23 protein-coding genes are annotated in these 24,969 nt (G+C 70.3%); 10 read left to right on the top strand and 13 right to left on the bottom strand.

Translation table 11 applies throughout. The features are described 5' to 3' along the window. Window positions 1-2 precede the first annotated feature (2 nt). The 4 genes from ACFVW6_RS15075 to ACFVW6_RS15060 are packed head-to-tail and all read left to right on the top strand — an operon-like array spanning window position 3 to window position 3,791. A complete protein-coding gene (locus tag ACFVW6_RS15075; protein WP_355278696.1) occupies window positions 3-758 on the top strand; it encodes a phosphoadenylyl-sulfate reductase in 756 nt (251 codons plus the stop codon). After that, window positions 755-1,714 (top strand): sulfate adenylyltransferase subunit CysD, encoded by a 960-nt coding sequence (gene cysD, locus ACFVW6_RS15070; protein ID WP_357347970.1) that lies wholly within the window; start codon window positions 755-757, stop codon window positions 1,712-1,714. Before ACFVW6_RS15075 ends, cysD begins: the two co-directional genes overlap by 4 nt. Beyond that, window positions 1,714-3,009, top strand: a complete 1,296-nt coding sequence (locus ACFVW6_RS15065; protein ID WP_378827493.1) for a sulfate adenylyltransferase subunit 1 — start codon at window positions 1,714-1,716, stop codon at window positions 3,007-3,009. The genes cysD and ACFVW6_RS15065 overlap by 1 nt, the downstream gene beginning before the upstream one ends. Then, entirely contained in the window at window positions 3,009-3,791 is a 783-nt protein-coding gene (locus ACFVW6_RS15060) for a sirohydrochlorin chelatase (RefSeq protein WP_378827495.1), read from the top strand. The genes ACFVW6_RS15065 and ACFVW6_RS15060 overlap by 1 nt, the downstream gene beginning before the upstream one ends. Before the next feature lie 10 nt (window positions 3,792-3,801). On the opposite strand, the gene ACFVW6_RS15055 is transcribed toward ACFVW6_RS15060, so the two are convergent. Beyond that, window positions 3,802-5,307 carry a hypothetical protein gene (locus tag ACFVW6_RS15055; RefSeq protein WP_378827498.1) on the bottom strand — a complete coding sequence of 502 codons (1,506 nt, stop codon included), beginning with the start codon at window positions 5,305-5,307 and terminating at the stop codon, window positions 3,802-3,804. A gap of 109 nt (window positions 5,308-5,416) precedes the next feature. Between ACFVW6_RS15055 and ACFVW6_RS15050 the strand changes: the two genes are divergently transcribed. Together ACFVW6_RS15050 and ACFVW6_RS15045 are read left to right on the top strand one after the other, a co-directional pair. Further along, window positions 5,417-6,067 (top strand): hypothetical protein, encoded by a 651-nt coding sequence (locus ACFVW6_RS15050; protein WP_378827500.1) that lies wholly within the window; start codon window positions 5,417-5,419, stop codon window positions 6,065-6,067. Window positions 6,068-6,178: 111 nt separating this feature from the next. Beyond that, the gene (locus ACFVW6_RS15045; protein WP_378827502.1) at window positions 6,179-7,066 is read left to right on the top strand and encodes a hypothetical protein; all 888 of its coding nucleotides are present in this window, start codon (window positions 6,179-6,181) and stop codon (window positions 7,064-7,066) included. 64 nt (window positions 7,067-7,130) lie between these two features. Here the strand turns inward: ACFVW6_RS15045 and ACFVW6_RS15040 are convergent, their stop codons facing one another. Beyond that, a complete protein-coding gene (locus ACFVW6_RS15040) occupies window positions 7,131-7,739 on the bottom strand; it encodes a TetR/AcrR family transcriptional regulator (protein ID WP_378827504.1) in 609 nt (202 codons plus the stop codon). 103 nt (window positions 7,740-7,842) lie between these two features. Here ACFVW6_RS15040 and ACFVW6_RS15035 point away from each other — a divergent pair, with 103 nt between their 5' ends. After that, window positions 7,843-9,261 carry an MFS transporter gene (locus ACFVW6_RS15035; protein WP_378827506.1) on the top strand — a complete coding sequence of 473 codons (1,419 nt, stop codon included), beginning with the start codon at window positions 7,843-7,845 and terminating at the stop codon, window positions 9,259-9,261. A 10-nt stretch (window positions 9,262-9,271) separates the two neighbouring features. Next, a complete protein-coding gene (locus ACFVW6_RS15030) occupies window positions 9,272-9,961 on the top strand; it encodes an SGNH/GDSL hydrolase family protein (RefSeq protein WP_378827508.1) in 690 nt (229 codons plus the stop codon). Window positions 9,962-10,004: 43 nt separating this feature from the next. Here ACFVW6_RS15030 and ACFVW6_RS15025 read toward each other — a convergent pair whose 3' ends face one another. Beyond that, window positions 10,005-10,943, bottom strand: coding sequence for a helix-turn-helix transcriptional regulator (locus ACFVW6_RS15025; protein WP_378827511.1), 939 nt, complete (start codon window positions 10,941-10,943; stop codon window positions 10,005-10,007). Between the two features lie 91 nt (window positions 10,944-11,034). Here ACFVW6_RS15025 and ACFVW6_RS15020 point away from each other — a divergent pair, with 91 nt between their 5' ends. Then, on the top strand, window positions 11,035-11,457 hold the full coding sequence (locus ACFVW6_RS15020; protein ID WP_357347988.1) for a VOC family protein: 423 nt from the start codon (window positions 11,035-11,037) through the stop codon (window positions 11,455-11,457). Between the two features lie 4 nt (window positions 11,458-11,461). Here the strand turns inward: ACFVW6_RS15020 and ACFVW6_RS15015 are convergent, their stop codons facing one another. Together ACFVW6_RS15015 and ACFVW6_RS15010 are read right to left on the bottom strand one after the other, a co-directional pair. Next, a complete protein-coding gene (locus tag ACFVW6_RS15015; protein WP_378827513.1) occupies window positions 11,462-12,262 on the bottom strand; it encodes an HAD family hydrolase in 801 nt (266 codons plus the stop codon). Window positions 12,263-12,692: 430 nt separating this feature from the next. Beyond that, window positions 12,693-14,951, bottom strand: a complete 2,259-nt coding sequence (locus ACFVW6_RS15010; protein WP_378827515.1) for an Hsp70 family protein — start codon at window positions 14,949-14,951, stop codon at window positions 12,693-12,695. Window positions 14,952-15,528: 577 nt separating this feature from the next. On the opposite strand from ACFVW6_RS15010, the gene ACFVW6_RS15005 reads away from it, so the two are divergent. Beyond that, window positions 15,529-16,290, top strand: coding sequence for an SDR family oxidoreductase (locus ACFVW6_RS15005; protein WP_378827518.1), 762 nt, complete (start codon window positions 15,529-15,531; stop codon window positions 16,288-16,290). A 57-nt stretch (window positions 16,291-16,347) separates the two neighbouring features. Here the strand turns inward: ACFVW6_RS15005 and ACFVW6_RS15000 are convergent, their stop codons facing one another. From ACFVW6_RS15000 to ACFVW6_RS14965, 8 genes are all read right to left on the bottom strand, one after another. Next, window positions 16,348-17,934 carry an FAD-dependent oxidoreductase gene (locus tag ACFVW6_RS15000; RefSeq protein ID WP_378827520.1) on the bottom strand — a complete coding sequence of 529 codons (1,587 nt, stop codon included), beginning with the start codon at window positions 17,932-17,934 and terminating at the stop codon, window positions 16,348-16,350. Window positions 17,935-17,946: 12 nt separating this feature from the next. Continuing rightward, on the bottom strand, window positions 17,947-18,960 hold the full coding sequence (locus ACFVW6_RS14995; RefSeq protein ID WP_378827522.1) for a diiron oxygenase: 1,014 nt from the start codon (window positions 18,958-18,960) through the stop codon (window positions 17,947-17,949). Window positions 18,961-19,278: 318 nt separating this feature from the next. Further along, window positions 19,279-20,676, bottom strand: coding sequence for an FAD-binding oxidoreductase (locus tag ACFVW6_RS14990; RefSeq protein ID WP_378827524.1), 1,398 nt, complete (start codon window positions 20,674-20,676; stop codon window positions 19,279-19,281). A gap of 172 nt (window positions 20,677-20,848) precedes the next feature. Next, complete coding sequence (locus ACFVW6_RS14985; protein ID WP_355278652.1) at window positions 20,849-21,844, bottom strand: TOBE-like domain-containing protein; 996 nt, start codon at window positions 21,842-21,844, stop codon at window positions 20,849-20,851. Beyond that, window positions 21,841-22,647 (bottom strand): sulfate ABC transporter permease subunit CysW, encoded by an 807-nt coding sequence (gene cysW / locus ACFVW6_RS14980; RefSeq protein ID WP_355278650.1) that lies wholly within the window; start codon window positions 22,645-22,647, stop codon window positions 21,841-21,843. The genes ACFVW6_RS14985 and cysW overlap by 4 nt, the downstream gene beginning before the upstream one ends. Continuing rightward, window positions 22,644-23,495 carry a sulfate ABC transporter permease subunit CysT gene (gene cysT / locus ACFVW6_RS14975; RefSeq protein ID WP_378828173.1) on the bottom strand — a complete coding sequence of 284 codons (852 nt, stop codon included), beginning with the start codon at window positions 23,493-23,495 and terminating at the stop codon, window positions 22,644-22,646. The genes cysW and cysT overlap by 4 nt, the downstream gene beginning before the upstream one ends. Window positions 23,496-23,587: 92 nt before the next feature. After that, on the bottom strand, window positions 23,588-24,640 hold the full coding sequence (locus tag ACFVW6_RS14970; protein WP_378827528.1) for a sulfate ABC transporter substrate-binding protein: 1,053 nt from the start codon (window positions 24,638-24,640) through the stop codon (window positions 23,588-23,590). A 212-nt stretch (window positions 24,641-24,852) separates the two neighbouring features. Further along, the gene (locus tag ACFVW6_RS14965) at window positions 24,853-24,942 is read right to left on the bottom strand and encodes an Ms4533A family Cys-rich leader peptide (RefSeq protein ID WP_019045829.1); all 90 of its coding nucleotides are present in this window, start codon (window positions 24,940-24,942) and stop codon (window positions 24,853-24,855) included. Window positions 24,943-24,969 lie beyond the last annotated feature (27 nt).

The raw sequence follows: 24,969 nt of genomic DNA, 5'->3' as shown, positions 1-24,969 counted from the left end.
CTGTGACAACGAATCTCGCCGCGAAGCTGTCCGAGGACGAGCTGCGGGCCATCGCCGAGCAAGGCGCGGCCGAGCTCGGCACCGAGGCCTCGGCCGCCGACCTGATCGCCTGGACCGACCGCACGTTCGGGCCGACCCGTTCGAGTGACCCGCAAGCGGTCGCCGGCGGTGGCTACATCGTCGCCTCGAACATGCAGGACGGCGTGCTGGTGCACCTGGCCGCGCAGACCCGGCCCGGCGTCGACGTGCTGTTCCTCGACACCGGCTACCACTTCGCCGAGACCATCGGCACCCGCGACGCGGTCGAGGCCGTCTACGGGGTGAACGTGGTCAACGTGCGCCCCGAACACAGTGTCGCCGAACAGGATCAGCTGCTCGGCAAGGATCTGTTCGCCCGCGACGCCGCGGAATGCTGCCGGTTGCGCAAGGTCGTTCCGCTGAAGAAGTCCCTGGCCGGCTACAACGCCTGGGTCACCGGCATCCGCCGCGTCGAGGCGCCCACCCGCGCCAACGCGCCGCTGATCTCGTTCGACGAAGCCTTCGGACTGGTGAAGATCAACCCGATCGCGCCGTGGTCCGACGACGAGATGCAGGCCTACATCGAGGCCAACGGCATCCTCGTCAATCCCCTGGTGGAGGAGGGTTATCCGTCCATCGGCTGCGCGCCGTGCACGCGCAAGCCCGAGCCGGGGTCCGATCCGCGCAGCGGCCGCTGGGCCGGCCTCGCCAAGACCGAATGCGGATTGCACCAGTCATGACCATCACCACCACCGGGAGTGAGCCTGTGAGTACCAACACCACCGAACGCGACCTCGGCCTGACCGAGTTCGACACCCTCGCGGCGCTGGAATCCGAGGCGATCCACATCTTCCGTGAGGTCGCGGGCGAATTCGAGCGGCCGGTGATCCTGTTCTCCGGCGGCAAGGACTCGACCGTGCTGCTGCACCTGGCGCTCAAGGCCTTCTGGCCCGCGCCGCTGCCGTTCGCGCTGCTGCACGTCGACACCGGGCACAACCTGGACGAGGTGCTCGAATTCCGTGACAAGGTGGTGGACAAGTACGGCCTGCGCCTGCACGTCGCGTCGGTCGAGGAGTACCTGGCCGACGGCCGGCTCACCGAGCGCCCCGACGGCATCCGCAACCCGCTGCAGACCGTCCCGCTGCTCGACGCCATCACCGAGCACCGCTTCGACGCGGTCTTCGGCGGCGGCCGTCGCGACGAGGAGCGCTCGCGCGCCAAGGAGCGGATCTTCTCGCTGCGCAACGCCTTCGGCCAGTGGGACCCGAAGCGCCAGCGCCCCGAGCTGTGGAACCTCTACAACGGCAAGCACGCGCCGGGTGAGCACGTGCGGGTGTTCCCGCTGAGCAACTGGACCGAGCTCGACATCTGGCGCTACATCGCCCGCGAGGACATCGACCTGGCCAGCATCTACTACGCCCACGAGCGCCCGGTGTACCAGCGCGACGGCATGTGGATGACCCCCGGCGTCTGGGGTGGCCCGGCCGAGAACGAGGTGCTGGAGACCCGCTCGGTGCGCTACCGCACCGTCGGCGACGGTTCCACCACCGGCGCCATCATCTCCGACGCCGCCGACAACGAGGCCATCCTGGCCGAGGTCGCCGCGTCCCGACTGACCGAACGTGGTGCTACTCGCGGCGACGACCGTGTGTCGGAAGCCGCCATGGAAGACCGCAAGCGAGAGGGTTATTTCTGATGTCCGACCTATTGAGGCTGGCCACCGCCGGTTCTGTCGACGACGGTAAGTCCACCCTGGTCGGACGCCTGCTCTACGACACGAAGTCCGTGCTGGCCGATCAGATCGACGCCGTCACCCGCGCCTCGGTCGACAAGGGTCTGTCCACCCCGGACCTGTCGCTGCTGGTCGACGGGCTGCGTGCCGAGCGCGAGCAGGGCATCACCATCGACGTGGCGTACCGCTACTTCGCCACGCCCAAGCGGTCTTTCGTGCTCGCCGACACCCCCGGTCACGTGCAGTACACCCGCAACACGGTGTCCGGCGCGTCCACCGCGCAGCTGGTGATCCTGCTGGTCGACGCGCGCAAGGGCGTCATCGAGCAGACCCGCCGCCACGCCGCGGTGCTGGCGCTGCTCGGCGTGCCGAAGCTGGTGCTGGCCGTGAACAAGATCGACCTGGTCGACAATCCGGCCGAGGTGTTCGCCGCGATCTCCGCGGAGTTCAACTCGCTGACCGCGAAGCTGGGCTGGGCCGACGAGGACGTCCTCGAGATCCCGGTCTCTGCGCTGCACGGCGACAACATCGCCAGCCGGTCGGACAACACCCCGTACTACGACGGCCCCTCGCTGATCGAGCACCTGGAATCGGTGCCGGTGGACGCGGATTCGACCGGCACGCACGCCCTCGGCCTGCGGTTCCCGGTGCAGTACGTGATCCGGCCGCGCACCGCCGAGTACCCCGATTACCGCGGCTACGCGGGCCAGATCGCGGCCGGTTCGGTCTCCCCCGGTGACGAGATCGTGGTGCTGCCCTCGGGCAAGCGCACCACCGTCGAGCGCATCGACACCCCCGACGGCGAACTCGCCGTCGCTCAGGTGGGCCGCAGCGTGACGCTGATCCTGGCCGACGAGGTCGACATCTCGCGCGGCGACATCATCGCCTCGGTGGCCGACGCGCCGGAAGCGATCGACACCTTCGACGCGACCGTGTGCTGGCTTGGCGACAAGTCGCTGCGTCCCGGCGCCCGGCTGCTGCTCAAGCACGGCGCCAAGACCACCCAGGCGATCGTCGGCGCGCTCGTGGAGCGGTTCGACGAGCAGACTCTGACCGCCGAGCCGAGTCCGGAGACGCTGGAGCTCAACGACATCGGCCGGGTGTCGCTGCGCCTGGCCGAGCCGATCCCGGCCGACGACTACCGCACCAACCGGCACACCGGGTCGTTCCTGCTGATCGACCCCGCCGGTGGCAACACCCTGGCCGCCGGCCTGGTCGGCGATGTGCTGACCTCGGTCGAGGTCGGTACCGCGGTCTGATGACGTCGGTGCTCGCCCCGCTGCGTGGTGCCGCCGTGGCGCCGCGCGGCGGGGGTGAGCCCGCGCTGATCCTGGTCGCTCACGGCAGCCGTGACCCGCGTTCGGCGGCGAACGCGGCCGCCGTGCGCGATCTGGTCGCCGCGCAGCGACCGGACCTGACCGTCCGGCTCGCCTTTCTCGATCTCAACGCGCCCTCGGTCGACCAGGTCGTCGACGCGGTCGCCGCACAGGGCCACACCCGCGCGATCGTGGTGCCGATGCTGCTCGGCAGCGCGTTCCACGCCCGCGTCGATCTGCCCGGCCTGCTCGACGCGGCACGGCGCAGACATCCGCTGCTCCAGCTGGATCAGGCCGACGTCCTCGGTCCCGACCCACGCCTGATCACCGCTCTGTGTGACCGGATCGCCGAGGCCGTCCGCACCGGTGCGGGCCGGATCGGGATCGCCGTCGCCGCGGTCGGTTCCTCGCGCGCCGGCGCCAACGAGCGCACCGCCGAGGTCGCCGTCGAGGTGGCTCGGCGCACCGGACTGCGCACCGAGATATGCTTCGCGACCAGCGAACCCACTGTTCGGGAGGCGGCCGAGCGGCTGCGCGCCCGCGGCGCCGAACGCCTCGTCGTCGCGCCGTGGTTCCTCGCGCCCGGCCTGCTCACCGACCGGTTGCGCACCGCCGCACCGGAATTCGTCCATGTCCCGGCGCTGGGCGCGCACCCGCTGCTCGCCGCCGTCGTGTGGGATCGCTACGACGTGGCCGTCGGCGCGGAGTGGGAACTGACCGCCTGAGCGATCCGCCTCAGGGGTGCGATACCCCGGAGTCCGGTACCGACGCGATATCGGGAACGACCGAGTCCGGCGCGGCCGCACCGGTTTCCACCGGCACTCCGTGTGGAGCCGTAATCGAGGGGGCATCGATCGGTACCCCTTGACCGAGATCGGCGGGGATACCGTGCATTTCGAGTGGGGTCTGCGCCGGGATCTCGACCGTCAGCGTCCACGGCACCTGGTCGGACGGGACGCCGTGCGCCGGCGTAGCCGAGTCCGGTGTCGTCGGCGGGTAGGTCACGGGGACGCTCGCCGAGCTCTCGACGAATCCGGTGGACTCCGCTCGCGTGGATCCCGCCGACGAATCCACGACCGCGCGATCGGGCGCCCGCTCGTCGAGATCAGCCACCGAGGGGTCCGATGGCGACCGGTCCGCGTTCTCGGCTCCACGCGGAGTCCAGCGGCTCGCCGGGACGACCAGCAGCGCGTGTTCCGGCCCGGAAACCGGTGCCGCGCCGACGTGCTCGCCGGGCACCGCGGGCAGCGCCCGGCCGGGTGCCGCCACCAGCGCACCGCCACGCCCGTCGTCGGCGCGCAGCAGCCCCAGCGCGGCCGAGAACAGCAGGGGCACCGCGATCGCGGCGGCGACGAGCGCACCGCGCGAGATCGGCCGGCGGACCGGAACCAGCACGGTGCCCGCGGCCGAGCGCCGGGCGCCGAGCAGCGCCGCGCCCCGGGCGATGGACTCGCCCGGCACCGGCTCGCGCAGGACCGGACAGCGCAGGGCATCGGCCAGCGCGTGCGCCACGTCGACCGGGGATGCCGCACCGCCGACGAGGAGCACCGCGTCGAGGCGCCCGGCGGACAGCCCTGCGGTACGCAGACATTCGTGCACGAGGGGCACTGAATCCCGGACGAGCCGATCGCGAACCACGAGCGCGTGCCCCGGATCCGGAGCGGCGGGTTCCTCCGCCTCCGCCAGATCGTGCGCGGTGACCGCCAGCGCCGCGGCGGTCGAGCGGCCACCGAACGCATAGGACCGGGCGGGCCGACCGGCGATCCGATGCCCCCGCCGATCACGCACGACCACCGTGAGATCGAGCGAGGTCGCGCCCAGGTCGTACACCAGCAGCGTCGCCGGAACCGGTGCGGCGGTGACGGTCTCGTCCGGCCGATCGAGCACGGCGGCGGCCGCGATCGGCTCGGCCACCAGCGCGACCTCACCCAGCCGCGCCCGTCCGAGCGCACGCCGGAGCGCGGCGAGGTGCCGCTCGTCGTAGACGGCGGGGACGGTCAGCACGGTGTGCTCGGCGACCGCGCCGTGCGCGGCCATCGCGTCCCCGAGCACTCGGACGACCAGTTCCTCGGCCGGGGGTTCGAGCGACATCCCACCGGCGATGGTCAGGTCGGCGAACCCGAGAATCCGATCCGCGCGGGAGCCGGTCCGGTCACGCCGGACCACCGCATCGTCACCGCCGCCCATCACCGCGCAGACCGTATTGCGCGCACCGATGGACACTCCCCAGCCGACCGCCATCGCTCACCCATCTCTCTCGGCCGACTGCGGCCGGGAACGTCTTTACCCGACCCGAAGAAATAGTTTAGCCTCTCCTAATCTTTTGCTGGAACACCGGGTGGAGGCCTCGATGGTGGAGAACTTGCTGGTCATTCGACCTGAAGCGGCGGCGGCGCCGACGGTCTGGGGCACGCTCCATACCCCGGCCCCGACGCCTCGCGGCGGCCGCTGGCCCGCCCCGGAACCCGAGCGGCCGATCGGCCTGCTCGATTCCTGGTGGCTCATCGCCGCCGCGGCACTCGGATCGACGGTACTGCTCGGCGGCGTCCTGTGGGTGGCCACCCATGTGCACCCGGACCCCGCCCTGCACACCGCCGGACTGTTCGTCCACCTGGCGGGGCTGACCCTCGGATTCGGCGGGGTACTCATCGCCGACTACCTGACCGCGCTGTGGCTGACCGGGCGCAGCACCCTGGCCGAGGCGATGGCAGGCGTCTCCCGGATGCACGTGCCGATCTGGCTCGGTCTCGCGACGCTTGTCGTCAGCGGCACCGTGCTCGAGCCGAATCTCGGCTCGCCGCTGACCCAGACCAAGATGGTGCTGACCGCGATTCTCACCGTCAACGGATTGCAGGCGACGGTACTGAGCAAGCGACTGGCCGAACGGACGACCGCACCGCTCCCGCCGCGATTGCTGCTCTGGGGTGCCGCCTCCGGCGCGATCTCCCAGATCTGCTGGTGGGGCGCCATCGCCATCGGCTTCTGGAACGCCCAGCACTGACCCGAGACCCCGTCTTGCGTGACCTAGTTCACAGGTCACCCCTCTTCACCGTATACCCCTAGGGGGTATATGTTCGTAGCAACGCACAGCGATCAGAAAGAGGCGATCACGATGACCACCAACGCCCACGCCGGACACCACACCCACGCCGGACACGCCGACACCGCGCACGCGGCACACCAGGGACACGGCAAGCACGCGGCCGCCGACCACGGCGACGCCCACGCGGGCCACGCCGCGGGCGCGCCGGGCGGCCTGCTGGTCACCCAGGACGGGTACACCCTCGACCTCGACACCACGATCGCCGCGCCCGGCGCCATCGATTTCCGGTTCCGGATCCTCGGCCCGGACGGGACGGCGGTCACCGAGTTCGACCCCATCCACGACCGCGAACTGCATCTGATCGTCGCGCGCCGGGAGCTGACCGGGTTCTGGCACGTCCATCCGGTGCGCGAGGCCGACGGCACCTGGGTGATCCGCCTCGACCTGCCCGAGGCGGGCGCCTACCGCGTCTTCACCGATATCGCACCGCGCGCCCTCGGCCGCACGATCACCCTCGGCGCCGACCTCGCGATCGCGGGCCACTATGCGCCGCAACCGGTTCCGGCGGTCGGGCGCACCGCGACGGTCGACGGGTACGAGGTCACCGTCGGCGGCGAGCTGCGCGCCGAGGGCGATCTGCTCACGCTGACCGTCCGCAAAGACGGTGCGCCGGTGACGGATCTGCAGCCTTACCTGGCCGCCTTCGGCCACCTCGTGATCCTGCGCGCGGGCGATCTCGCCTACGTGCACGTGCATCCGAACGGCGAGCCGGGCGACGGCGTCACCCCGGCCGGGCCCGAGATCACCTTCCACACCGCCGTTCCCGGCCCGGGCACCTACCGCCTGTTCCTCGATTTCCGGCACGGCGATGTGGTCCGCACCGCCGCGTTCACGCTCACCGCTGGCGTCACGGCGCCGCGGCACGCCGAGCACGCCGGACACGCACACCACCACTGAGTCGCCGATCGATGGCGTCGTTCCCCGCACCGGGGAACGACGCCATCGGCGTTTCCGGGGCCGGTCAGGACGCGAGCAGACGCGTGGCGATGGCGCGCGCGGCGTCGACCCGCGCCGAATCCCCGATCTGGCGCGCGATATTGGCGGCGCTCACCACCGCGTCGAGCTCGAACACCAGCTGTTCGGGGTCGGCGCCGGCGAAATCACCGAGCTCCTGCGCCTTGCGGATCTCGACGGCCAGCAGCGCCAGCCATTCGTCGTGGTCGGCCACCACGGCGTCGCGGACCGGCCCCTCCTTGCTGCTGTACTCGGTCAGCGTGGCGACGCGAAAACAGCCACCGGGGAAAGGCGGATCCTCGATGTGCGCGAACCAGCGGTCGATCAGCGTCCTGATCCGGCCCGCGCCGCGGGGCTCCCTCAGGCTCGGCGCGATCACCCGTTCGATGAACACTTCACGGGCGGTCGCCACGGCGGCCAGCTGCAGCGCCTCCTTGGTGCCGAACAGCGTGGCGATGCCGCTCTTGCTGATCCCCAGATCGGTGGCGAGCATGCCGATGCTGATGCCGTCCAGCCCTTCGATGGAGGCGAGTTCGGCGGCGCGCCGCGCGATCGTGGCCCTGGCGCGGGCGCCCTTGGCCAGTCGTTGGTCGCCGGACTCGGTCAGCTGGGTCATGAACTCCATTGTTCCACCGCCTCTTGCATGAGTGAACGATCGGTCGTACTTTTATCTACGAACGATCGTACGTTCTTATTTCTCCTCCGTGAAGGAACTTCCCATGACCGACGTTTCCGCTCGGCCCGAAGATTCGCCGACCAGCACGCCACCCGACACCGGCGCCGCGGGCCGCACCCTGGCCGTGTCGGCGGGTGCCGCGTTCATCGCCTTCCTCGATCTGTCCGTGGTCAATATCGCGTTCCCGACCATTTCCACCTCCTACCCCGGCACCGCGACCAGCACGCTGACCTGGATCGTCAGCGGCTACGCGATCGCCTTCGCCGCCCTGCTGACGCCGGCGGGCCGGCTGGCCGACGTGCTCGGGCGGCGCCGGATGTTCGCCCTGGCACTGGCCGGATTCGCCATCACCTCGCTGCTGTGCGGACTCGCGCCGACCGCGGGCTGGCTCATCGCCGGACGCGTGTTGCAGGGCATGACGGCGGCGTTCATGGTGCCCGCCGCGCTGGCGCTGGTGCTGGCCGCCACACCCAGGGAGAAGATCGGCTCCGCCATCGCCGTCTGGACGGCCGCGGGCGGCTTCGCCGCGGTGGTCGGCCCGGCCATCGGCGGCGCGCTCGTCGAGAGCCTGGGCTGGCGCGCGGTCTTCCTCGTCAACGTGCCGATCGCGCTCGCGCTGATCGTGCCCGGCCTGCGGCTGCCGAGCACCGACGACACCCGCCGCGATGCCGCCCTGCCCGATCCGCTGGGCATCCTCGCCGTCGCGATCGGCCTCGGCGCCGTCGTCGCCGCCATCACCGAGGGACAGACCTGGGGCTGGACCGCGCCGGGTACGCTCGCCGCGCTGATCGGCGGCACGGTACTGGTGGCGTTCGCGCTGGTGCGCTCGGCGCGGCACCCCGATCCGGCCGTGGCCGTGGCACTGTGGCGGAACCGGCAATTCGCGCTCGCCAACGCCGGCTCGCTGCTGTTCGGCGCGACCATGTTCGCCTGGCTGCTCGCCGGACCGATGTTCCTGGACGCGCTCTGGGGCTACTCGGTGCTCGAATCGGCCGCGGCGCTGACCGTCGGCGCGGCGGCGTCGATGGTGACCTCGGTGATCGTCGGCCGGATCACCTCGCCGCAGGGGCAGCGCTGGGCCGGGGTGATCGGCGCGCTGATGTACGCCGCCTCGCTGGCCTGGATGAGCACCGATGCGTTCGGCCCCGACCCCGCGCTGTGGTCGGCGTGGGTGCCCGCCGGGCTGCTCGGCGGCGGCGGGATCGGCATCGTGGTCACCGTGCTCGGCACCGCGGCCGCGAGTTCGGTTCCCCCGCAGCAGTTCGCGGCCGGGATCGGCATGAACGTGACCGCCCGGCAGGTGGGTGGCGCGCTCGGGGTGGCGGTGCTCGCCGCCGTCTTCACCGCGATTCCCGGCGACGCGGTGCGCGCCTTCCACACGGTGTTCGCCGTCGGCGCGGTGATCGGTCTCGCGGTCGCGCTGCTGCTCGTCGTCCCGTCCCATGCCCGTGCCGACCGCTAGGAGCTCCGAGATGTCGTCCACCACACCGTTGTCCGAGCAGTACACCGAGGCCGACGATCCGCTGCTGCTGCACCCCGACGAGGCGAGCGCGCTGCTGCGCGACGCACCATGGCAGCGCTTCGCGGTGCTGGGCGACTCGATCGCCGCGGGCACCGGCGACCCGAGCCCCGGCTACGCGCCGGGCGGGTGGGCCGACCGGGTCGCCGCCGTGCTGTCGTCGGTGAATCCCGCGCTGGTGTACCGCAACACCGGCCGGATCGGCGCGACCAGCACCCAGGTCAGGCAGTATCAGCTGCCCGAGATCCTGGATTTCGCGCCGGATCTCGTGCACATCAGCTGCGGCGGCAACGATCTGTTCGAAGCGGGCGGCGACCCGAACCGGCTGCGGGACAACCTCTCGGCGATGTTCGCCGAACTGGCCGCGACGGGAGCGCGGTTGTCGGTGTTCACGGTCGCCGACGTGTGGGAGATCGAGCGGATGGCGCCGATGCGGCCCATGCGTCCGCGCATGGCCGAGATGAACGAGGTGATCCGCGCGGTGGCGGCCGACCACGACGCGGTGCTCACCGAGTTCTGGGATCACCCGGTGCGGACACGGCCGGGCCTGATGAGTGCCGATCTCATCCACTTCACGACCAGCGGGCACGCGGTCGTGGCGACCGAGGTGATCCGCGCGCTGGCCGCGCGCCTCGACAGCTAGTGCGCTGTGGTGTCGGCGGTAGCCCGTCGGCACCACAGCGCGGTCAGCTGTTGCCGCGGACCAATTCGGTGCCGAGGGCCACGAGTTCGGCACGGACTTCCGGCGGTCCGAGCACCTCGACATCGGCGCCCCAGCCCGCCAATTGCCGGGCGACCATCTTCGCGGTGTCGGCGGTGATCCTGGCCTCGACTCGGCCGTCCTCGGTGGGTCCGAGCAGGGTGCAGTTGCGGCCCTGCTGATCGGCCAGGATCGGTGCGAGCGCCGCCGACACCAGCACCATCGCGGCGACGGCGGCCCGCCGTTCCTCCATCCGGGTGACGATCCGCGCCCACTCCGCGGCGAGATCGAAATCCGCAGGGCGATCGGCGGTTTCGGCCAGGACCGTGACCGTGCCGACCCGGTCCAGCCGGAACGTCCGGCGACCATGCTCGGTCCCCGCGACGAGGTACCAGACCGTCTCCTTCTCCACCAGTCCCCACGGATGCACGACGCGGACCGTGCGTTCTCCGGCCCGCGAGTACTCGATGCGGACCTGACGGCGATCGACCACCGCCTGCTGCAACAGGGACAGCGCCGCGGGTGGTTCCGGGTCCGGTCGGCCCCAGCGGGCGGGGTCGACGACGACCGCGTCGGCCGCCGCGGCCGCGTCCGCCCGGAAGGTCTGTGGCAGGGCCCGCACCAGCTTGCGCAGGGCGGACTTCACCTCCGGCGCGGCCTGCGCGGCCGGTCCGGCGAGCAGGAACAGCGCCCTGGTCTCGCCCGCGGTCAGCCCGGACAGATCGGTGCGCGCGCCACCGATCAGCGACCAGCCGCCACCCCGGCCCGCCTGCGGATACACCGGGATGCCCGCCGCCGACAACGCCTCCAGGTCGCGGCGGGCGGTCGCCACCGAGACCTCCAATTCGGTGGCGACCTCGGCGGCCGTCACCCGGCCGCGCGCCTGCATCAACAGCAGGGTGGCCACCAATCTGTCCGCTCGCATAGTTCCTGATTCTGCCGAACAAAGTGCTCATTCGGTGAGCACTTTGACTGGCAGAGTCGTTCTCACCACAACGACGACATCGGGAGCAGACATGCTGCAGGGAATGGCGACCACCACCTACTACGCCGACGACCTCACCGCCGCCAAGGACTGGTACACCGAGTTCCTCGGCCTGGCACCGTATTACGAGGTGCCGGGCGGCTACTACGAGTTCCGGGTCGGGCCGATGCAGGCCGAGCTCGGCATCATCAACCGCGCCTACGCTCCCGCGGGCGCCCGCAACGCGCCCGGTGGTGGCGGTGTCGTGTTCTGGCATGTCGACGATCTCGCCGCGACCTTCGCCCGGCTGCTCGCCCTCGGTGCCACCGAGTACGAGCCGATCACCGAGCGCGGCGAGGGCGCGGGATTCGCGACCGCGGCGGTGCTCGACCCGTTCGGCAATGTCCTCGGGATCATGAGCAACCCGCACTTCGTCGCGATGACCGCCGAGCGGGACGCGGCGGCGTCGGCCTAGCCGGTCAGGCGGCGAACCAGCGCTCGAGGACGGTGGCGACACCGTCCTCGGTGACGTCGCCGGTCACCTCGTCGGCCAGGGCGAGGATCGAGTCCGGCGAGCCCGCCATCGCGACGGAATGGGCGGCCCAGCGCAGCATCTCGCGATCGTTGAAGCCGTCACCGATCGCCAGGGTGGCCTCCGGCTCGATGCCGAGCGCGAGCCGGAGCCGTTCCAACGCCCAGCCTTTGGAGACACCGCGGCGCGAGACCGTGACCCACGGGCCGAATTCACCGTGCACCCAGGAGGCGTCGGGCACCTCCAGTGAGACGAGCAACTGCAGCATCTCCTCCACGGTGCCACCGGGCCACCAGCCGTTGAGCCGCGGTGTCGGCGCGCTGCCCAGCATCTGATGGTCGACGAGCAGGAACTCGCCGATGGAGAACTCGCCGGGCCCGTGCCCCGTCGCCCAGGTGCCCTCCCCCACCCGCTCGGCCGCGAAGATCATGTCCGGAAACAGCGCTCGCAGGGCGTGGATGGCGGGTGCCGGGTCGAACGACTGCACCGCGACCGGCTCGCCCCGCGCCACATCGATGTGCACCGCGCCGTTGGAGCACAACGCGTGTCCCTCGATGAGGCCCAATTCCTTCAGCACCGGCCGTGTCGTCAGCAGGGTGCGCCCGGTGGTCACCACCACGTGCGCGCCCGCCGCCACCGCGGCCCCCACCGCCGCCACGACCCGCGCGCTCACTTCGAACCCCGTCGCCAACAGGGTCCCGTCCACATCGAGCGCGATCAGTTTCGGCGCTCCCCCGAGTAATGCCATCTGCCCATTGTGCCCGTCCCCACCGACACCCACCCGAAAATCCGGCACCCCCTACCAGCCACGATCACCCACACCCGCAACCGATCCCGCCGCGCAGATCGAACGCGGATCCCCGCGTAGCCGTTCCAGCCCTGTCGATGGCGGGTCCGCTCACCCGCACAGCTCCGGCCTACCGCACCTGGTCCGAGGTCGGCTGAGACGCCGCGCCGGACGCACCCGAACCGAGGTCGGCGGAGATGCAGTGGGCGGCGGCCGCTCGTCGAATTGCCGGATCGAATGGGGAGCGGGGACAGTCGATCACGCCGCGATCGCCGCTACGACCCAGCCGTCCCGTCGAAGCTGTTCGGTACGAACGGACTTCAAGCAGCCTGGGCGCGAGGCCGCCACCCCGCTCCGTCAGATCGACGCAGTGTGGCCATGCCAGCGCCGGTCAGCGTCGCGAACCACCGCCACCACCGCCACCGCCGCCGCCACCACCGCCGCCGGTGGCTCCGCCGCTCATGCCGCCGCTTTTGGACCCGCCGGATGAGGCGCCGCCGGACGCACCGCCGCCGGAAGTGCCACCGCTCGAGGCACCGCCCGATGAGGCTCCGCTGGAGGCGGATCCGCCGGAGGATGCGCCACCACCGGAGGATGCGCCGGACCCGCCGCTGGATGCACCGCCACCCGACGCGCCACCACCGGAAGTGCTACCACCTGAATCACTTCCGCCGGAAGCGCCACCGCTGGACGCGCCACCGCCCGACGCACCGCCACCCGACGCGCCACCGCTGGACGCGCCGCCACCCGACGCACCGCCACCCGACGCACCACCGCCGGAAGTGCCACCGCCGCCGGTGGCACCGCCGCCCGAATCACCGCCGCCAGAAGCGCCACCACCGGACGCACCACCGCCGGAGGCACCACCGCCCGAATCGCTTCCGCCGGAGGCGCCGCCACCCGACGCGCCACCGCCCGAGGCGCCGCCACCGGACGCACCGCCCTCGGCCCCGCTACCGGCGCCGCCGGAAGTGCCTGTACCACCGGTCGTGCCGCCGCTGGGGGCGCTACCGCCGGTCGTGCCGCCGGAGGTCGAACCGCCATCCGTGGTGGTTCCGCCGGTCGTGCCGCCCGTACCGGCGGGGGTTTCGGTTCCGCCGGTCGTGCCGCTCGAAGGTGCTGTGCCCGTGCCGGTTCCGCCGGTCGGTGCCGAGGTTCCGGTGTCGGTGGACGGTGTGGTCGTCCCGCCGCCGGGGGCGGAGGGGCTGGTGCCGGGTGCGGTCTCGCCGGGCGCGGTCGGTGTGCCCGGGGTGGGAACCGAGGGGATGCCCGAGCCGGGGGACGTGATGGGTCCGCCGGAGGGGAGGCCGGGCGAACCCGGGCCGGTCGGCAGGTCCGTGGGTTGGGTGGGCGTGCCCAGGTGGAAGGGCAGCGGGTTGATGAAGCGGGCCGGGTCGCCGTAGGTCGAGAGGGCGAGAGTCGGTGGGCGACAGTCGTCGCGCGCGCCCTGGTTCGCGGTGCCGCCGCGCTCGGCACCGTCGGCGACCTTGCCGCGGCCCGCCGTGGCGGGGGCGACGATCATCTCGTAGGCGCTCTGCGCGATGACGGCGCCCGCGACGCGGACCCGGCCGGTCAGCGGGTCGACGGCACCGAGCAGTCCGGTGCTCTGCGCGGCGACGAGGTCGGCGCTCATGTCGTAGAGCAGCGCGTCGGCGGGGGCGCCCAGGGCCGGGAACCGGTCGAGCACCGGGGTGAGGCCCGGATCGAACGGGCTGCCGAACACCGTCATAGCCGACATGGCGAGCGCGGAAACGACAGCGGCGCTGGAGAACACGGCGACGTGCGGCGCCGAGGGACCGCCCTGCTGCACCGGCGCGAAGGTCCGGGCCGCCAGCGCGGCGGCGCCCGCGGCGACCACCTGACCGGGATCGGCGACGGTGACCAGCGGGACGCCGAGTTCGGCCAGCGTGCGCGCGACCTCCGGCGGCCGCGAGGCGCCACCGACGATCAGGATGCGCGAGAGGTCGGCCAACCGCAGGCCCGCCGCGGCCACACTCTTGCTGACCAGGGGGAAGGTGTCGCGGATGTGTTCGGCCCGCAGCGCGTCGGTGTTCACCATCGAGGTGAGGGTCGGCGTCGCGCGGCCCACCTTGCCCGACCCCGCGTAGCGGGCGACCATCTCCCCCAGCGGCTTGCCGCCGAAGTCGGTGGAGCGCACCGGAGTTCCGACCATCGGATGGTGCGGCCAGTCCGGGCCGACGCGCAGCACGGTCAGGTCGAGACTGTTGGCGCCCAGGTCGTAGACGAGGACGAAGCCCGGCGCGAGCGGGCCCTGGTCGGCTTCCAGCCATTCGGCCGCGGCGACCGGTTCCGGCGCGAGCAGCACCTGACCGGCGCCCGCCAGGTGCAGCGCCTGACCGAGCAGCGCGACCTGTTTGTCGGAATACACTGCCGGATAAGTCAGTACGGCACCGGCGGCCGGCTCCGCCAGCTCGATCAGGCCGGTGACCACCGCGGCGATCAGGTTGGTCGCCGAGTAGAAGCGGCCGCCGATCACCATCGGCTCCGGCTCGCGGCTCAGGTCCGCGAAATCCGTGATCGCCGAAGCGAATTCGTTGATGGCTCCGATGCGGGCCCGGCCCGCTTCATCGAAGGTGAGTGCGGTGCGCCGTGTGCGCACCGTCGGCTTGGTCGGATCGTCGGCCACCATCGCCGAAATCGCATTGACCGTACCGATGCTTAAGCCCAGACCTCTGGTCATGTATTTGCTATCCCGTCAACGCACCGTGACCACGTCCAGCACGCGAGCGCACCATGTGGCCGCGGTCGTCTTCCAAACAGCTCGCACAGATTAACCGGCCCAAAGCCGAATTGCTGCCTGATTGATACGAAACACGTGACCTTTGGCCCTTGTTTGTGGATTCTCGCTGGTTGGCAGGTATACGGACGACCGTCCAGTCCCCTGAACGTTGCCAAAGCTACTGACAGACTCCGAGATACAGCTACCTGTGAGTAATCGAGTTGTGCGGCCGTTGAATACATTCCTGAGGTCTGTTTTCGAGCCCTTTTAACTCACTTACCGACCGGTACTCAATTCTTTTGCTGCCTTCCGCAGTACCGAATTCGCCGAATTCAGGTGCCGCATACCGAAGTACCCGCCAAACACTATGAAGCGTCAACGCAGCGGCCGATACCCGCCAGCATCGACCTCAGGACCACGGTTGACTCGAGGTGCGGAGAGACACCGAGCTGTGCTCCGAAAATGTGAGGGAGAGAAGGGAATACAGATGTCCACTCGTTTCGCCGACCAGGTCGTCCTCATCACCGGCGCCGGTTCCGGCATCGGCAGGGCGGTCGCGCTGCGGGTCGCGGCCGAGGGCGCGGCGGTCGTCCTCGGCTCGCGGGGCAAAGATCAGGGCGAGGAGGTCGCCGCGCGGATCAGGGCGACGGGCGGGCGCGCGCGGTTCGTCCCCACCGACGTCACCGTCGACGCCGATGTCGAGCGGCTCACCCAGGCGGCGCTCACCGAGTACGGCAGGCTCGACGCGGCGTTCAACAACGCGGGCGCGGTCACCGCGTTCGGCGGCGTCGCCGAGATCGACGACGCGGCCTGGCGCGCCGAACTCGACCTGAACCTCACCGGGGTGTTCCACGGGCTCCGGCACCAGGTGCCCGCGATCACCGCCTCCGGCGGCGGCGCGATCCTGAACAACGCCTCCAACCTCGGCGTGGTCGGCATGGCCTCGGTGGCGCCGTACGTGGCGGCCAAGCACGGCGTCGTCGGGCTGACCAGGTCGGTGGCACTGGAGAGCGCGGCGGCCGGCGTGCGGGTCAACGCGCTGGTCTCCGGCGCGGTCGACACCCCCGCCTTCCGCTCCTCGATGGGCGCGACGCCCGAGGGCGAGGCGGCGATCGCGGCACTGCACCCGATCGGGCGGATCGCCAGGCCCGAGGAGATCGCGGCGCTGTGCGCCTTCCTGCTCAGCGGGGAGGCGTCCTTCGTCACCGGGGCCGCGGTCGCGGTGGACGGCGGTTTCACCGCGCGGTGACACGCGGAAGGCCCGCCCCGGACGCCGGGGCGGGCCTTCGTGTCTGCGCCGGTCGCGTCAGCCGCGGGCCAGCAGGCGCTTGATCGGGCCCCCGTGGGGAACCGCCGCGCCACCGGCGCGCGCCTGGGGTCGGCGGGCGCGCACCAGCCGGTCGAACTCCCGCGCGTCGCGAGCGGGCGCGCGCAGCTTGCCCGCGTTGAAGTCGGCGGCCAGCTGCTGCACCGTCTCCTGCGCGCAGGACTTGTTGGTGCCGATGAAGCCGGTCGGACCACGCTTGATCCAGCCGGTCACATACGTCCCGGTGACGACCTCGCCCCCGGGCGCGCTCAGCACCCGGCCCTGGTCGTTCGGGATGACGCCACGGGCGTCGTCGAACGGCAGATCCTTGGTCGGCACCCCTCGGTAGCCGACCGAGGTGAGCACGACACCCGCTTCCAGCAGATCCGTGTCCCCGGTCGCCACCGCACTGGTGCGGCCGTCGGCGTCGGTGACCAGCTCGTTGCGCTCGACCCGCACTCCGGTCACCGTGTCGGTGCCGAGGATCTCCACCGGCGAGGACAGGTAGCGGAACACGATGCGCTTGCGCTCACCGAACGGACGCCGCGCGACGCTGTGCAGCAGCCGCAGCTTCTGCTCGACCTTGTACGGCAGCTCGGGCGTGACCTCGGGCAGCTCGCCATCGATCGCGATGTCGATGTCGGCGGCCAGCAGGCCGACGAACTCGGGCACCGTGAAGGCCGACTCCGCCGGGCCACGCCGGCCCAGGATCACGACCTCTTCGATCTTGCTCTCGCGCAACGCCTTCAGCGCGTAGGGCGCGATGTCGGTGTCGGCCAGGGTGGCCGGGTCGACAGTCAGGATGCGGGCCACGTCGAGGGCGACGTTGCCGTTGCCGACGATCACGACGCGCTTCTGGTTCAGGTCGAACCGGTCCTCGGCGTGGTCGGGGTGACCGTTGTACCAGGCGACGAAGTCGGTGGCCGACACGTTGCCCGGCAGGCCCTCACCCGGAATGCCCAGCTTGCGATCCGAGGACGCGCCCACCGCGTAGATCACGCCGTGGAAGTGCTCGAGCAGCTCGGCATGGCTGACATGGGTGCCGATCTCGACGTCGAGGTAGGTACCGAAGTCCTCCTGCTTCGACATCACGTCGAACAGCTCGGCGACCTGCCTGGTGCGCTTGTGATCGGGCGCGACGCCGAGCCGGGCCAGACCGTAGGCCTGCGGCAGCCGGTCGAACATCGTGACCGCGACGCCGGGCTGGGTCAGCAGCTCGTCGGCGGCGTACATCGCCGACGGGCCCGACCCCACGATGGCGACGCGCAGCGGCGAACGCTGGGTGTCGATCGTGGGCGGCATCACCGGGCGAGCCAACGTCGGCCGGTCCCGCTGCACGCGGTAGAAGTCGGCGTTGATCTCGATGAAGGGCTTCTGCTCTTCGGTCAGCTTCTTCGAGGAGGTGATGGCGTCGACGGGGCACGCGGTGGCGCAGGCGCCACAGTCCACGCATGCCGCCGGATCGACGTAGAGCATCTCCGCGGAGAGGAAGTCCGGCTCATCCGGGGTCGGATGAATGCAGTTCACCGGGCATGCGTAGACGCACGAGGCGTCACTACAGCATGACTGGGTAACGACGTATGGCATATTGCTATCGTCTCAGGCCGCGTGCTTGGCGGAGCGCTTGGGCTCCGAGCGGTAACGGCTGGACGGGCCGTCGATTCCGAACAGCTTCCACACCTTCTTGGCGATCGGGTTCATCAGACCGACCTCGTCGGCGAGCGCACGCACGTCGATGAAGTAGTCGGCGAAGACCTGCTTGGACTCCTTGGCGCCGTAGAACAGCTCCTTGCGGACGTCGGCGGGCATGTCGAACTGCTTGAAGAAGGTCTTCGGCGGGGTCGCGATGGCCCGGCCGAGGATGAACATGATCGTGGGCATCGCGATCGACAGCACGAACTTGTTGAACGGCCGCTGCGCGGGCACGTTCTTCTTCAGGAACTCGTGGGCGAAGGAGATGTGGCGAGCTTCCTCGGCCACGTGGATCGCCATCACGCCGCGCATGATCGGGTGGATGTCGTCACCCGAGCGCAGGATGTCCTTCTGGATGTGGTCGATCGGCTCTTCGCCGGCCAGCACGGCCATGAAGAACAGGTTCGGCATCAGCGCGCCGACCGGAGCGGCCAGGTGGCGCAGCTGACGCACGAGCGGGTTCATGCCCGGCACGTCGGCGACGCGGTTCACCATCTCCTGGAACATCAGAGTGTGGTTGTGCTCTTCGATCATCTCGTGCGAGCAGTACCGGAACTCCGGGTCGTTGTTCTTCAGGTTGAAGATGTGCTGCATCATGCCGATGATCAGGATGGCCTCGAACTGCAGGCCGACCTTGGCGACATTGGCCTGGCGGACCTTGCCGATCTCGATCTTCTGATCCAGCGGCAGCGCCTGGTACCAGGGGTGACGGCCGATCGGGTCGGCCGAGGTGACCAGAACCCAGCGCTCGGGCTTGTGGTTCGGGTCGAACTCCGGGTTGTCCCAGTCGATGTCCTCGAACGGGTCGAAGTGCCGGTCGACCGACGCCTCCGACAGCATCAGCAACTTCTCGGCGTACGCCTGAGCCTCCGCGACTACGGGATCGACGTCAGGGGTGGTGGGCGCAGACATCGTCGTCACTGCCTCTCCTCAAGGGACGTTTACTGTTTCCAATAGTTACACCTACGAGGAGTCACGTCAACTCCCCGCACCTCCCGATTTCGCGTGTTCGGCGCGTCGGAATGCCGCCGAGAAAAGCTACTCACCAGTAAAAATGGTTCTACCTGTGACACTGCGTCATGCACAGTTCGCCGGCGGCCGCGGCGCGACCGGGAAAATTCGTGCCCCCGGATTCGGCGATTCGCCGAACGGACCGCCGGTACCGGCTAACCTGCGCGCGCACGACACGCGAGGACCACGCCGTACGCGCCAGCGAACGCCTCGACAACGTCGCCCGGCTCAGGGCACCACGGGGGTGATGTTGGCGTTGTGCCGGAACACGTTGGCCGGATCCCACGCGGTCTTGACCGAGCGCAGTCGGTGGTACTTGGCGCCGTAGCTGGTCGCGACCTGCTCCTGGCCCGGGTCGGTCAGGAAGTTCACGTAGCCGCCGTCACCGCGGGCGAACGGGCGCAACTCGCCCCAGAACTCCCTGACCCACTCCCGCTCCGCGGCGAAGACGGCCGGATCGGGGCAGGACGCGGAGATGTTCACCAGCAGGCCGGGGTCACGCGAGCCGCCGAAGGCGGTGTTGCCCTCGGGCACGTCGCAGAACCGGCCGCACAGCGGCATCGACGGCATCACCGACAGCGGCGAGTTCTTGCGGGGATACTGCTCGACCATCACCTCGGCCACGGCCGCGTCGATCCGGTCCAGGTAGAGCGACTTCTCGTAGGCGAAGGTGCCCCACGGGGCGATGTCGTCGAACAGCTGCTGCAGGGCCGCGTAGGGCATCTCGGCGACCAGTTCCCAGGCAGGGGTCGGGGTCAGCGCGCGGAGCGGGGCGACCGCGGCGGCCAGGTCGTCGGGCGAACCGTCGCCCGCGATACCGACCACGAAGCCGGGTTCGCCCTGCCAGCGTTCGGGCACGAACGGGGCCGGTGGACCGCTGATCGCGTTGATCGTGCCGCAGTGCCGGGCGGGCAGGTCCATCAGCACGGCATTGCCCTCGACCAGCGGCCCGACCGCCTCCGACGGCGGCCACCACAGCAGCGCGACCTGCACCAGCGGGCCGAACTCGTGCAGCGCGAACTCGAAACTCGTGGTGATCCCGAAATTGCCGCCGCCCCCGCGCAGCGCCCAGAACAGGTCCGGATTCTCCTGCAGCGAGGCCGCGACGACGTGCCCGTCGGCGGTCACCACCTCCGCGGCGACCAGATTGTCGCAGGACATCCCGAACAGCGGGGTCAGCCAGCCGAAGCCGCCGCCGAGGGTGAGCCCGCCGATGCCGGTGTCGCTGATGAAACCGCCGGTCACCGCGAGGCCGTGCCGGTTGGCGGTGCCGTCGAGCTCGGCCCAGGTCGCGCCGCCACCGCAGCGGGCGCGCATCCGCACCGGGTCGACCAGCACGCTGTCGAGCTTGCTCAGATCGAGCATCACCGCGCCGTCGGCGACGGCGTGCCCGGCATAGTTGTGGCCACCGCCGCGCACCGTGAGATCGGCGCCGCCCGCCCGGATCGCGGCGACCGCCTCGGCCACCTCGGCGGTGTCGGCGGGCCGCACCACCGCGAGCGGACGGCGATCGATGGAGCCGTTCCACACCGCCCGGGCCTCGTCGTAGCCCGCGTCGGTGGGCCCGATGACCTGCGCTCGGATCGAGCGCCGTAACAGATCTACGCTGAACACCCCGGTCGACATGACGTCCACCTCCGGTCCGGGCGCCTCCGCCCAGCAGTGCCGACCCCCAGGTCCCCGACCACGGTCGACGCGACCCGCGCACACCCCTGGCGCGGGCCCCGCCCGGTTCGGTGCGACCGCACCGGATCCCATCGTCTCACCGGGTGGCCGCGGGCAACAGGGGTCGCCGGTCTCAGCTCTGCGGCAGATCCGGGATCCGGGTGGCGCGGGCGTAGACCGTCTCGCCCTCGCTCAGATGCAGCGCGACCGCGTCACCGCGGGTGATCTGCGCGGCGAACTGATCACCGGTGGCCGCGTTGCGCAGCTCGAGCCGCACCTCGAAACCGAGCCGCACGATCCGCTCGACCGTCGCCCTGGTGACGCCGGCGGACTCCGCGGTGCCCTCGTGCTCGGCCAGCGCCATGCTCGGATCGCGCCCGATCCGGATGTCGTGCGGCCGGACCAGGTGACCGTTGAGCCGGGCCACCGCGCCGAGGAACGACATCACGAACTCGTTGGCCGGCCGGTCGTAGACGTCCTCCGGGGACCCGACCTGCTCGATCCGGCCCTTGTTCATCACCGCGATCCGGTCGGCGACGTCGAGCGCCTCCTCCTGGTCGTGGGTGACGAGCACGGTGGTCACGTGGACCTCCTCGTGCAGCCGGCGCAGCCACTGCCGCAGATCGGTGCGGACCTTGGCGTCGAGCGCGCCGAACGGCTCGTCGAGCAGCAGCACCTGCGGATCGACCGCCAGCGCGCGGGCCAGCGCCATGCGCTGGCGCTGACCGCCGGAGAGCTGGGCCGGGTAGCGGTGCTGGAAGCCGTCCAGTCCGACGATGCCGAGCAGTTCGTCGACGCGCTTGTCGATCTCCTTCTTCGGCCGCTTGCGGATGGTGAGGCCGAAGGCGACGTTGTCGCGCACCGTCATGTGCTTGAACGCGGCGTAGTGCTGGAACACGAAGCCGATGTCGCGCTTCTGCGGCGCCACGTGGGTGACGTCGTTGCCCGCGATCCGGACGATGCCCGAGTCCAGCGATTCCAGACCGGCGATCGAGCGCAGCAGCGTCGACTTGCCCGACCCGGACGGGCCGAGCAGTGCGGTCAGTTCGCCGGAGGTGATGTCGATGCTGACATCGTCGAGAGCGGCGAAGGAACCGTAGTTCTTGCGCGCGTTGGTCACGGTGATCATTCGGTGCCCCGCTTGCGTTCGAGGAGAGTCATCAGGAGAAGAACAACCAGCGCCATCGCCATCAGCAGCGTGGCCGCGCTGTAGGCGCCGAAGGTGTTGTGGTCGTTGATATAGCGGCCGTGCACCAGCAGGGTCAGCGTCTGCGACTTGCCTGGCAGCGCGGTGGAGACCATGATCACCGCGCCGAATTCGCCGAGCGCGCGGGCGACGGTGAGGACGACACCGTAGGTCAGGCCCCAGCGGATCGCGGGCAGGGTGATCCGCCAGAAGGTCTGCCAGCGCGAGGCGCCGAGGGTGGCCGCGGCCTGCTCCTGATCGTCGCCGATCTCGTGCAGCACCGGCTCCACCTCACGCACCACGAACGGCAGCGTGACGAAGATGGTCGCGATCACCATGCCGGGCAGGCTGAAGATCACTTTGAAACCGAGCGACTCCAGGCCGCCGAACCAGCCGCCCGCACCCCACAGCAGGATCAGCGACACACCGACGACCACCGGCGACACCGCGAACGGCAGGTCGACGATGCCCTGCACCAGGCTGCGCCCGGGGAACTTGCTCCGCACCAGCGCCAGCGCCGTGATCACACCGAACACGACGTTCAGCGGCACGACGATGGCCACGATGATCATCGACAGCTGGAACGCCGAGATCGCCGCGGGCGTGGTGATCGAGTCCAGGAAGGCACCGATCCCGCGCTCGAAGGTGCGCCACAGGATGATCACCAGCGGCAGCACCAGCAGCACGAACAGGTAGCCGAGGGCGACCGTGCGCAGCGAGAGCCGGGTGAACAGCGACAGCTTCATCGGGCCGCCTCTTCCTTGCGTGCGGTGCGCTCGGCGAGCAGCCGCAGGACGAGCAGGCTGGCGAAGGAGATGGCCAGCAGCGCCACCGACACCGCGGCCGCGTTGACCGGCCGGTCCACCTCGATCTGCTGCTGGATGTACTGCGAGGTCATCTGCGTCTCGCGCGGGATGTTGCCGCCGATCAGCACGACCGAGCCGTACTCGCCGATCGCCCTGGCGAAGGCGAGGCCGCCGCCGGAGATGATCGCCGGCGCCAGCGTCGGCAGCACGATGCGGCGGAAGGTGACCCAGTTGCTCGCGCCCAGCGAGAGCGCGGCCTGTTCCACTTCCTTGTCGACCTCGATCAGCACCGGCTGCACCGAGCGCACCACGAACGGCAGCGTCACGAACGCCAGCGCCACCACCAGACCGGGCTGGGTGGCGTTGAGGTGGATATCGATCGGGCTGTTCGGGCCGTAGAGCGAGAGCAGCACGATCGAGGCGACGATCGTCGGCAGCGCGAACGGCAGGTCGATGAGCGCGTTGACGATCCCCTTGCCGGGGAATTCGTCACGCACCAGCACCCAGGCGATCAGGGTGCCCATCACGACGTTGAGCACGGCGACGATCACCGAGACCCCGACGGTGATGCGCAGCGAGTCCAGGGCCGCGGGGGCGGTGACCGCCTCCCAGAAGCCGGACCACCCGTCCTCGAACGAGCTGACGGTGAGCGCCGCCAGCGGCAGCAGCACGATGACGCTGAGCCAGAGCACGGTGATGCCGATGCCGACCGGGCCCACCGAGCCGCTCACGCGCAGCCACGACCAGCGGGGCCCGCGCGGCGCCTGCGCGGATTTCTCCAGTTTCACGGCAACGCCGGGATCGGAGGTTTCCCCGGTCCCGGCGTGCCCACTGCTGTCAGTCACAGTTGTCCAGTATCGCGTGTGTGCTGGATCACGGCCTACTTGGTGGCCTTGTCGTAGATGATCGCGACCTTGCCGGTGCCCTGCGCGAACAGATCCTTGTCGACGGCCTTCCAGCCACCGAGGTCATCGATGGTCCACAGCTTGGCCGGGGTCGGGAAGTCCTTGGCGAACTCGGCCGCGACCTTCGGGTCGACCGGACGGAAGCCGGCCTGCGCCCAGGCCTTCTGGCCCTCCGGGGTGAACAGGAAGTCGCGGAACGCGATGGCCTTGGGCAGGTTCTTGGAGTTCTTCAGCACCGCGACCGGGTTCTCGATCTTGAAGGTGGTCGGCGGGTTGATGTGCTCGATCGGGTCGCCGTTGCGCTCGGAGAAGATGGCCTCGTTCTCGTAGCTCAGCAGCACGTCACCGGTGCCCTGCAGGAAGGTCTCGGTGGCTTCGCGGCCCGACTTCGGCTGCACCTTGATGTGCTCGGGCGAGACCAGCTGGGACAGGTAGTCCAGGCCGGCCTGCTGGTTCTTGCCACCGTCGCTCTTGGCGGCGTAGGGGGCGAGCAGGTTCCACTTGGCCGAGCCCGAGCTGAACGGGTTCGGGGTGACGACCTCGACACCGGGCTTGAGCAGGTCGTCCCAGTCCTTGATGCCCTTGGGGTTGCCCTTGCGCACGACCAGGGTCACGACCGAGCCGAAGGGGATGCCCTTGCTCGCGTCGGCGTTCCAGTTCGACTCCACCAGGCCCGCGTCGACGAGGCGGGTGATGTCGGGCTCGACCGAGAAGTTGACGACATCGGCCTCGGCGCCGTCCTTGACCTTGCGCGACTGGTCGCCCGAGGCGCCGTAGGAGGCCTGGATCACCACGCCCTTGCCCGCGTCGGTCTTGTTGAACGCCGGGACGACCTTGTCGAAGCCCGGCTTCGGGACGGCGTAGGCGTACAGGTTGAGGGTGCCCCCGCTGCCGTCGGCCACGGTGGCGCCGCCGTCGGTCGAGTCGCTGGCGCCACCGCCGCAGGCGGTCAGCGCGACCGCGGCGACAGCAGTGAGAGCGATGGCGGCGGCGCGGCGGCGCGAGCCGATCCAGGTGTTGCGAGACATCGGGGTGAACCTTTCGGGAAAGGACCTGCGATGCAACGTCTTTCGTCGCAGCAGGGAATACTTTGTCGATCGGTAGACCTGTCGTGTGCGGAAGACACGACAGTTGGCGCGACTCGGGCCCGCTGGCCCCCGGAGTTACGGACTACGACTGCGAAAGGAAAAGCGCGCGCCAGTCTACTGGGCAGAAACGCGCAGACGAGTCCGGTGGCCGATCATCGACAGAGGATGTCCGCGACCGCGAGGTTGCCGACAGCGATCAACGCCAGCTCATGGCGGATCTGCGGGGCGACACTCGACGACACAGGCAGACTGTAGCAGATTGCGACATG

Origin of the sequence: Nocardia sp. NPDC058244 (genome assembly GCF_042882065.1) — a bacterium.
GTDB lineage: Bacteria > Actinomycetota > Actinomycetes > Mycobacteriales > Mycobacteriaceae > Nocardia.
Note: the sequence above shows the minus strand (reverse complement) of the source record. Positions and strands in the feature narration are given on the sequence as shown.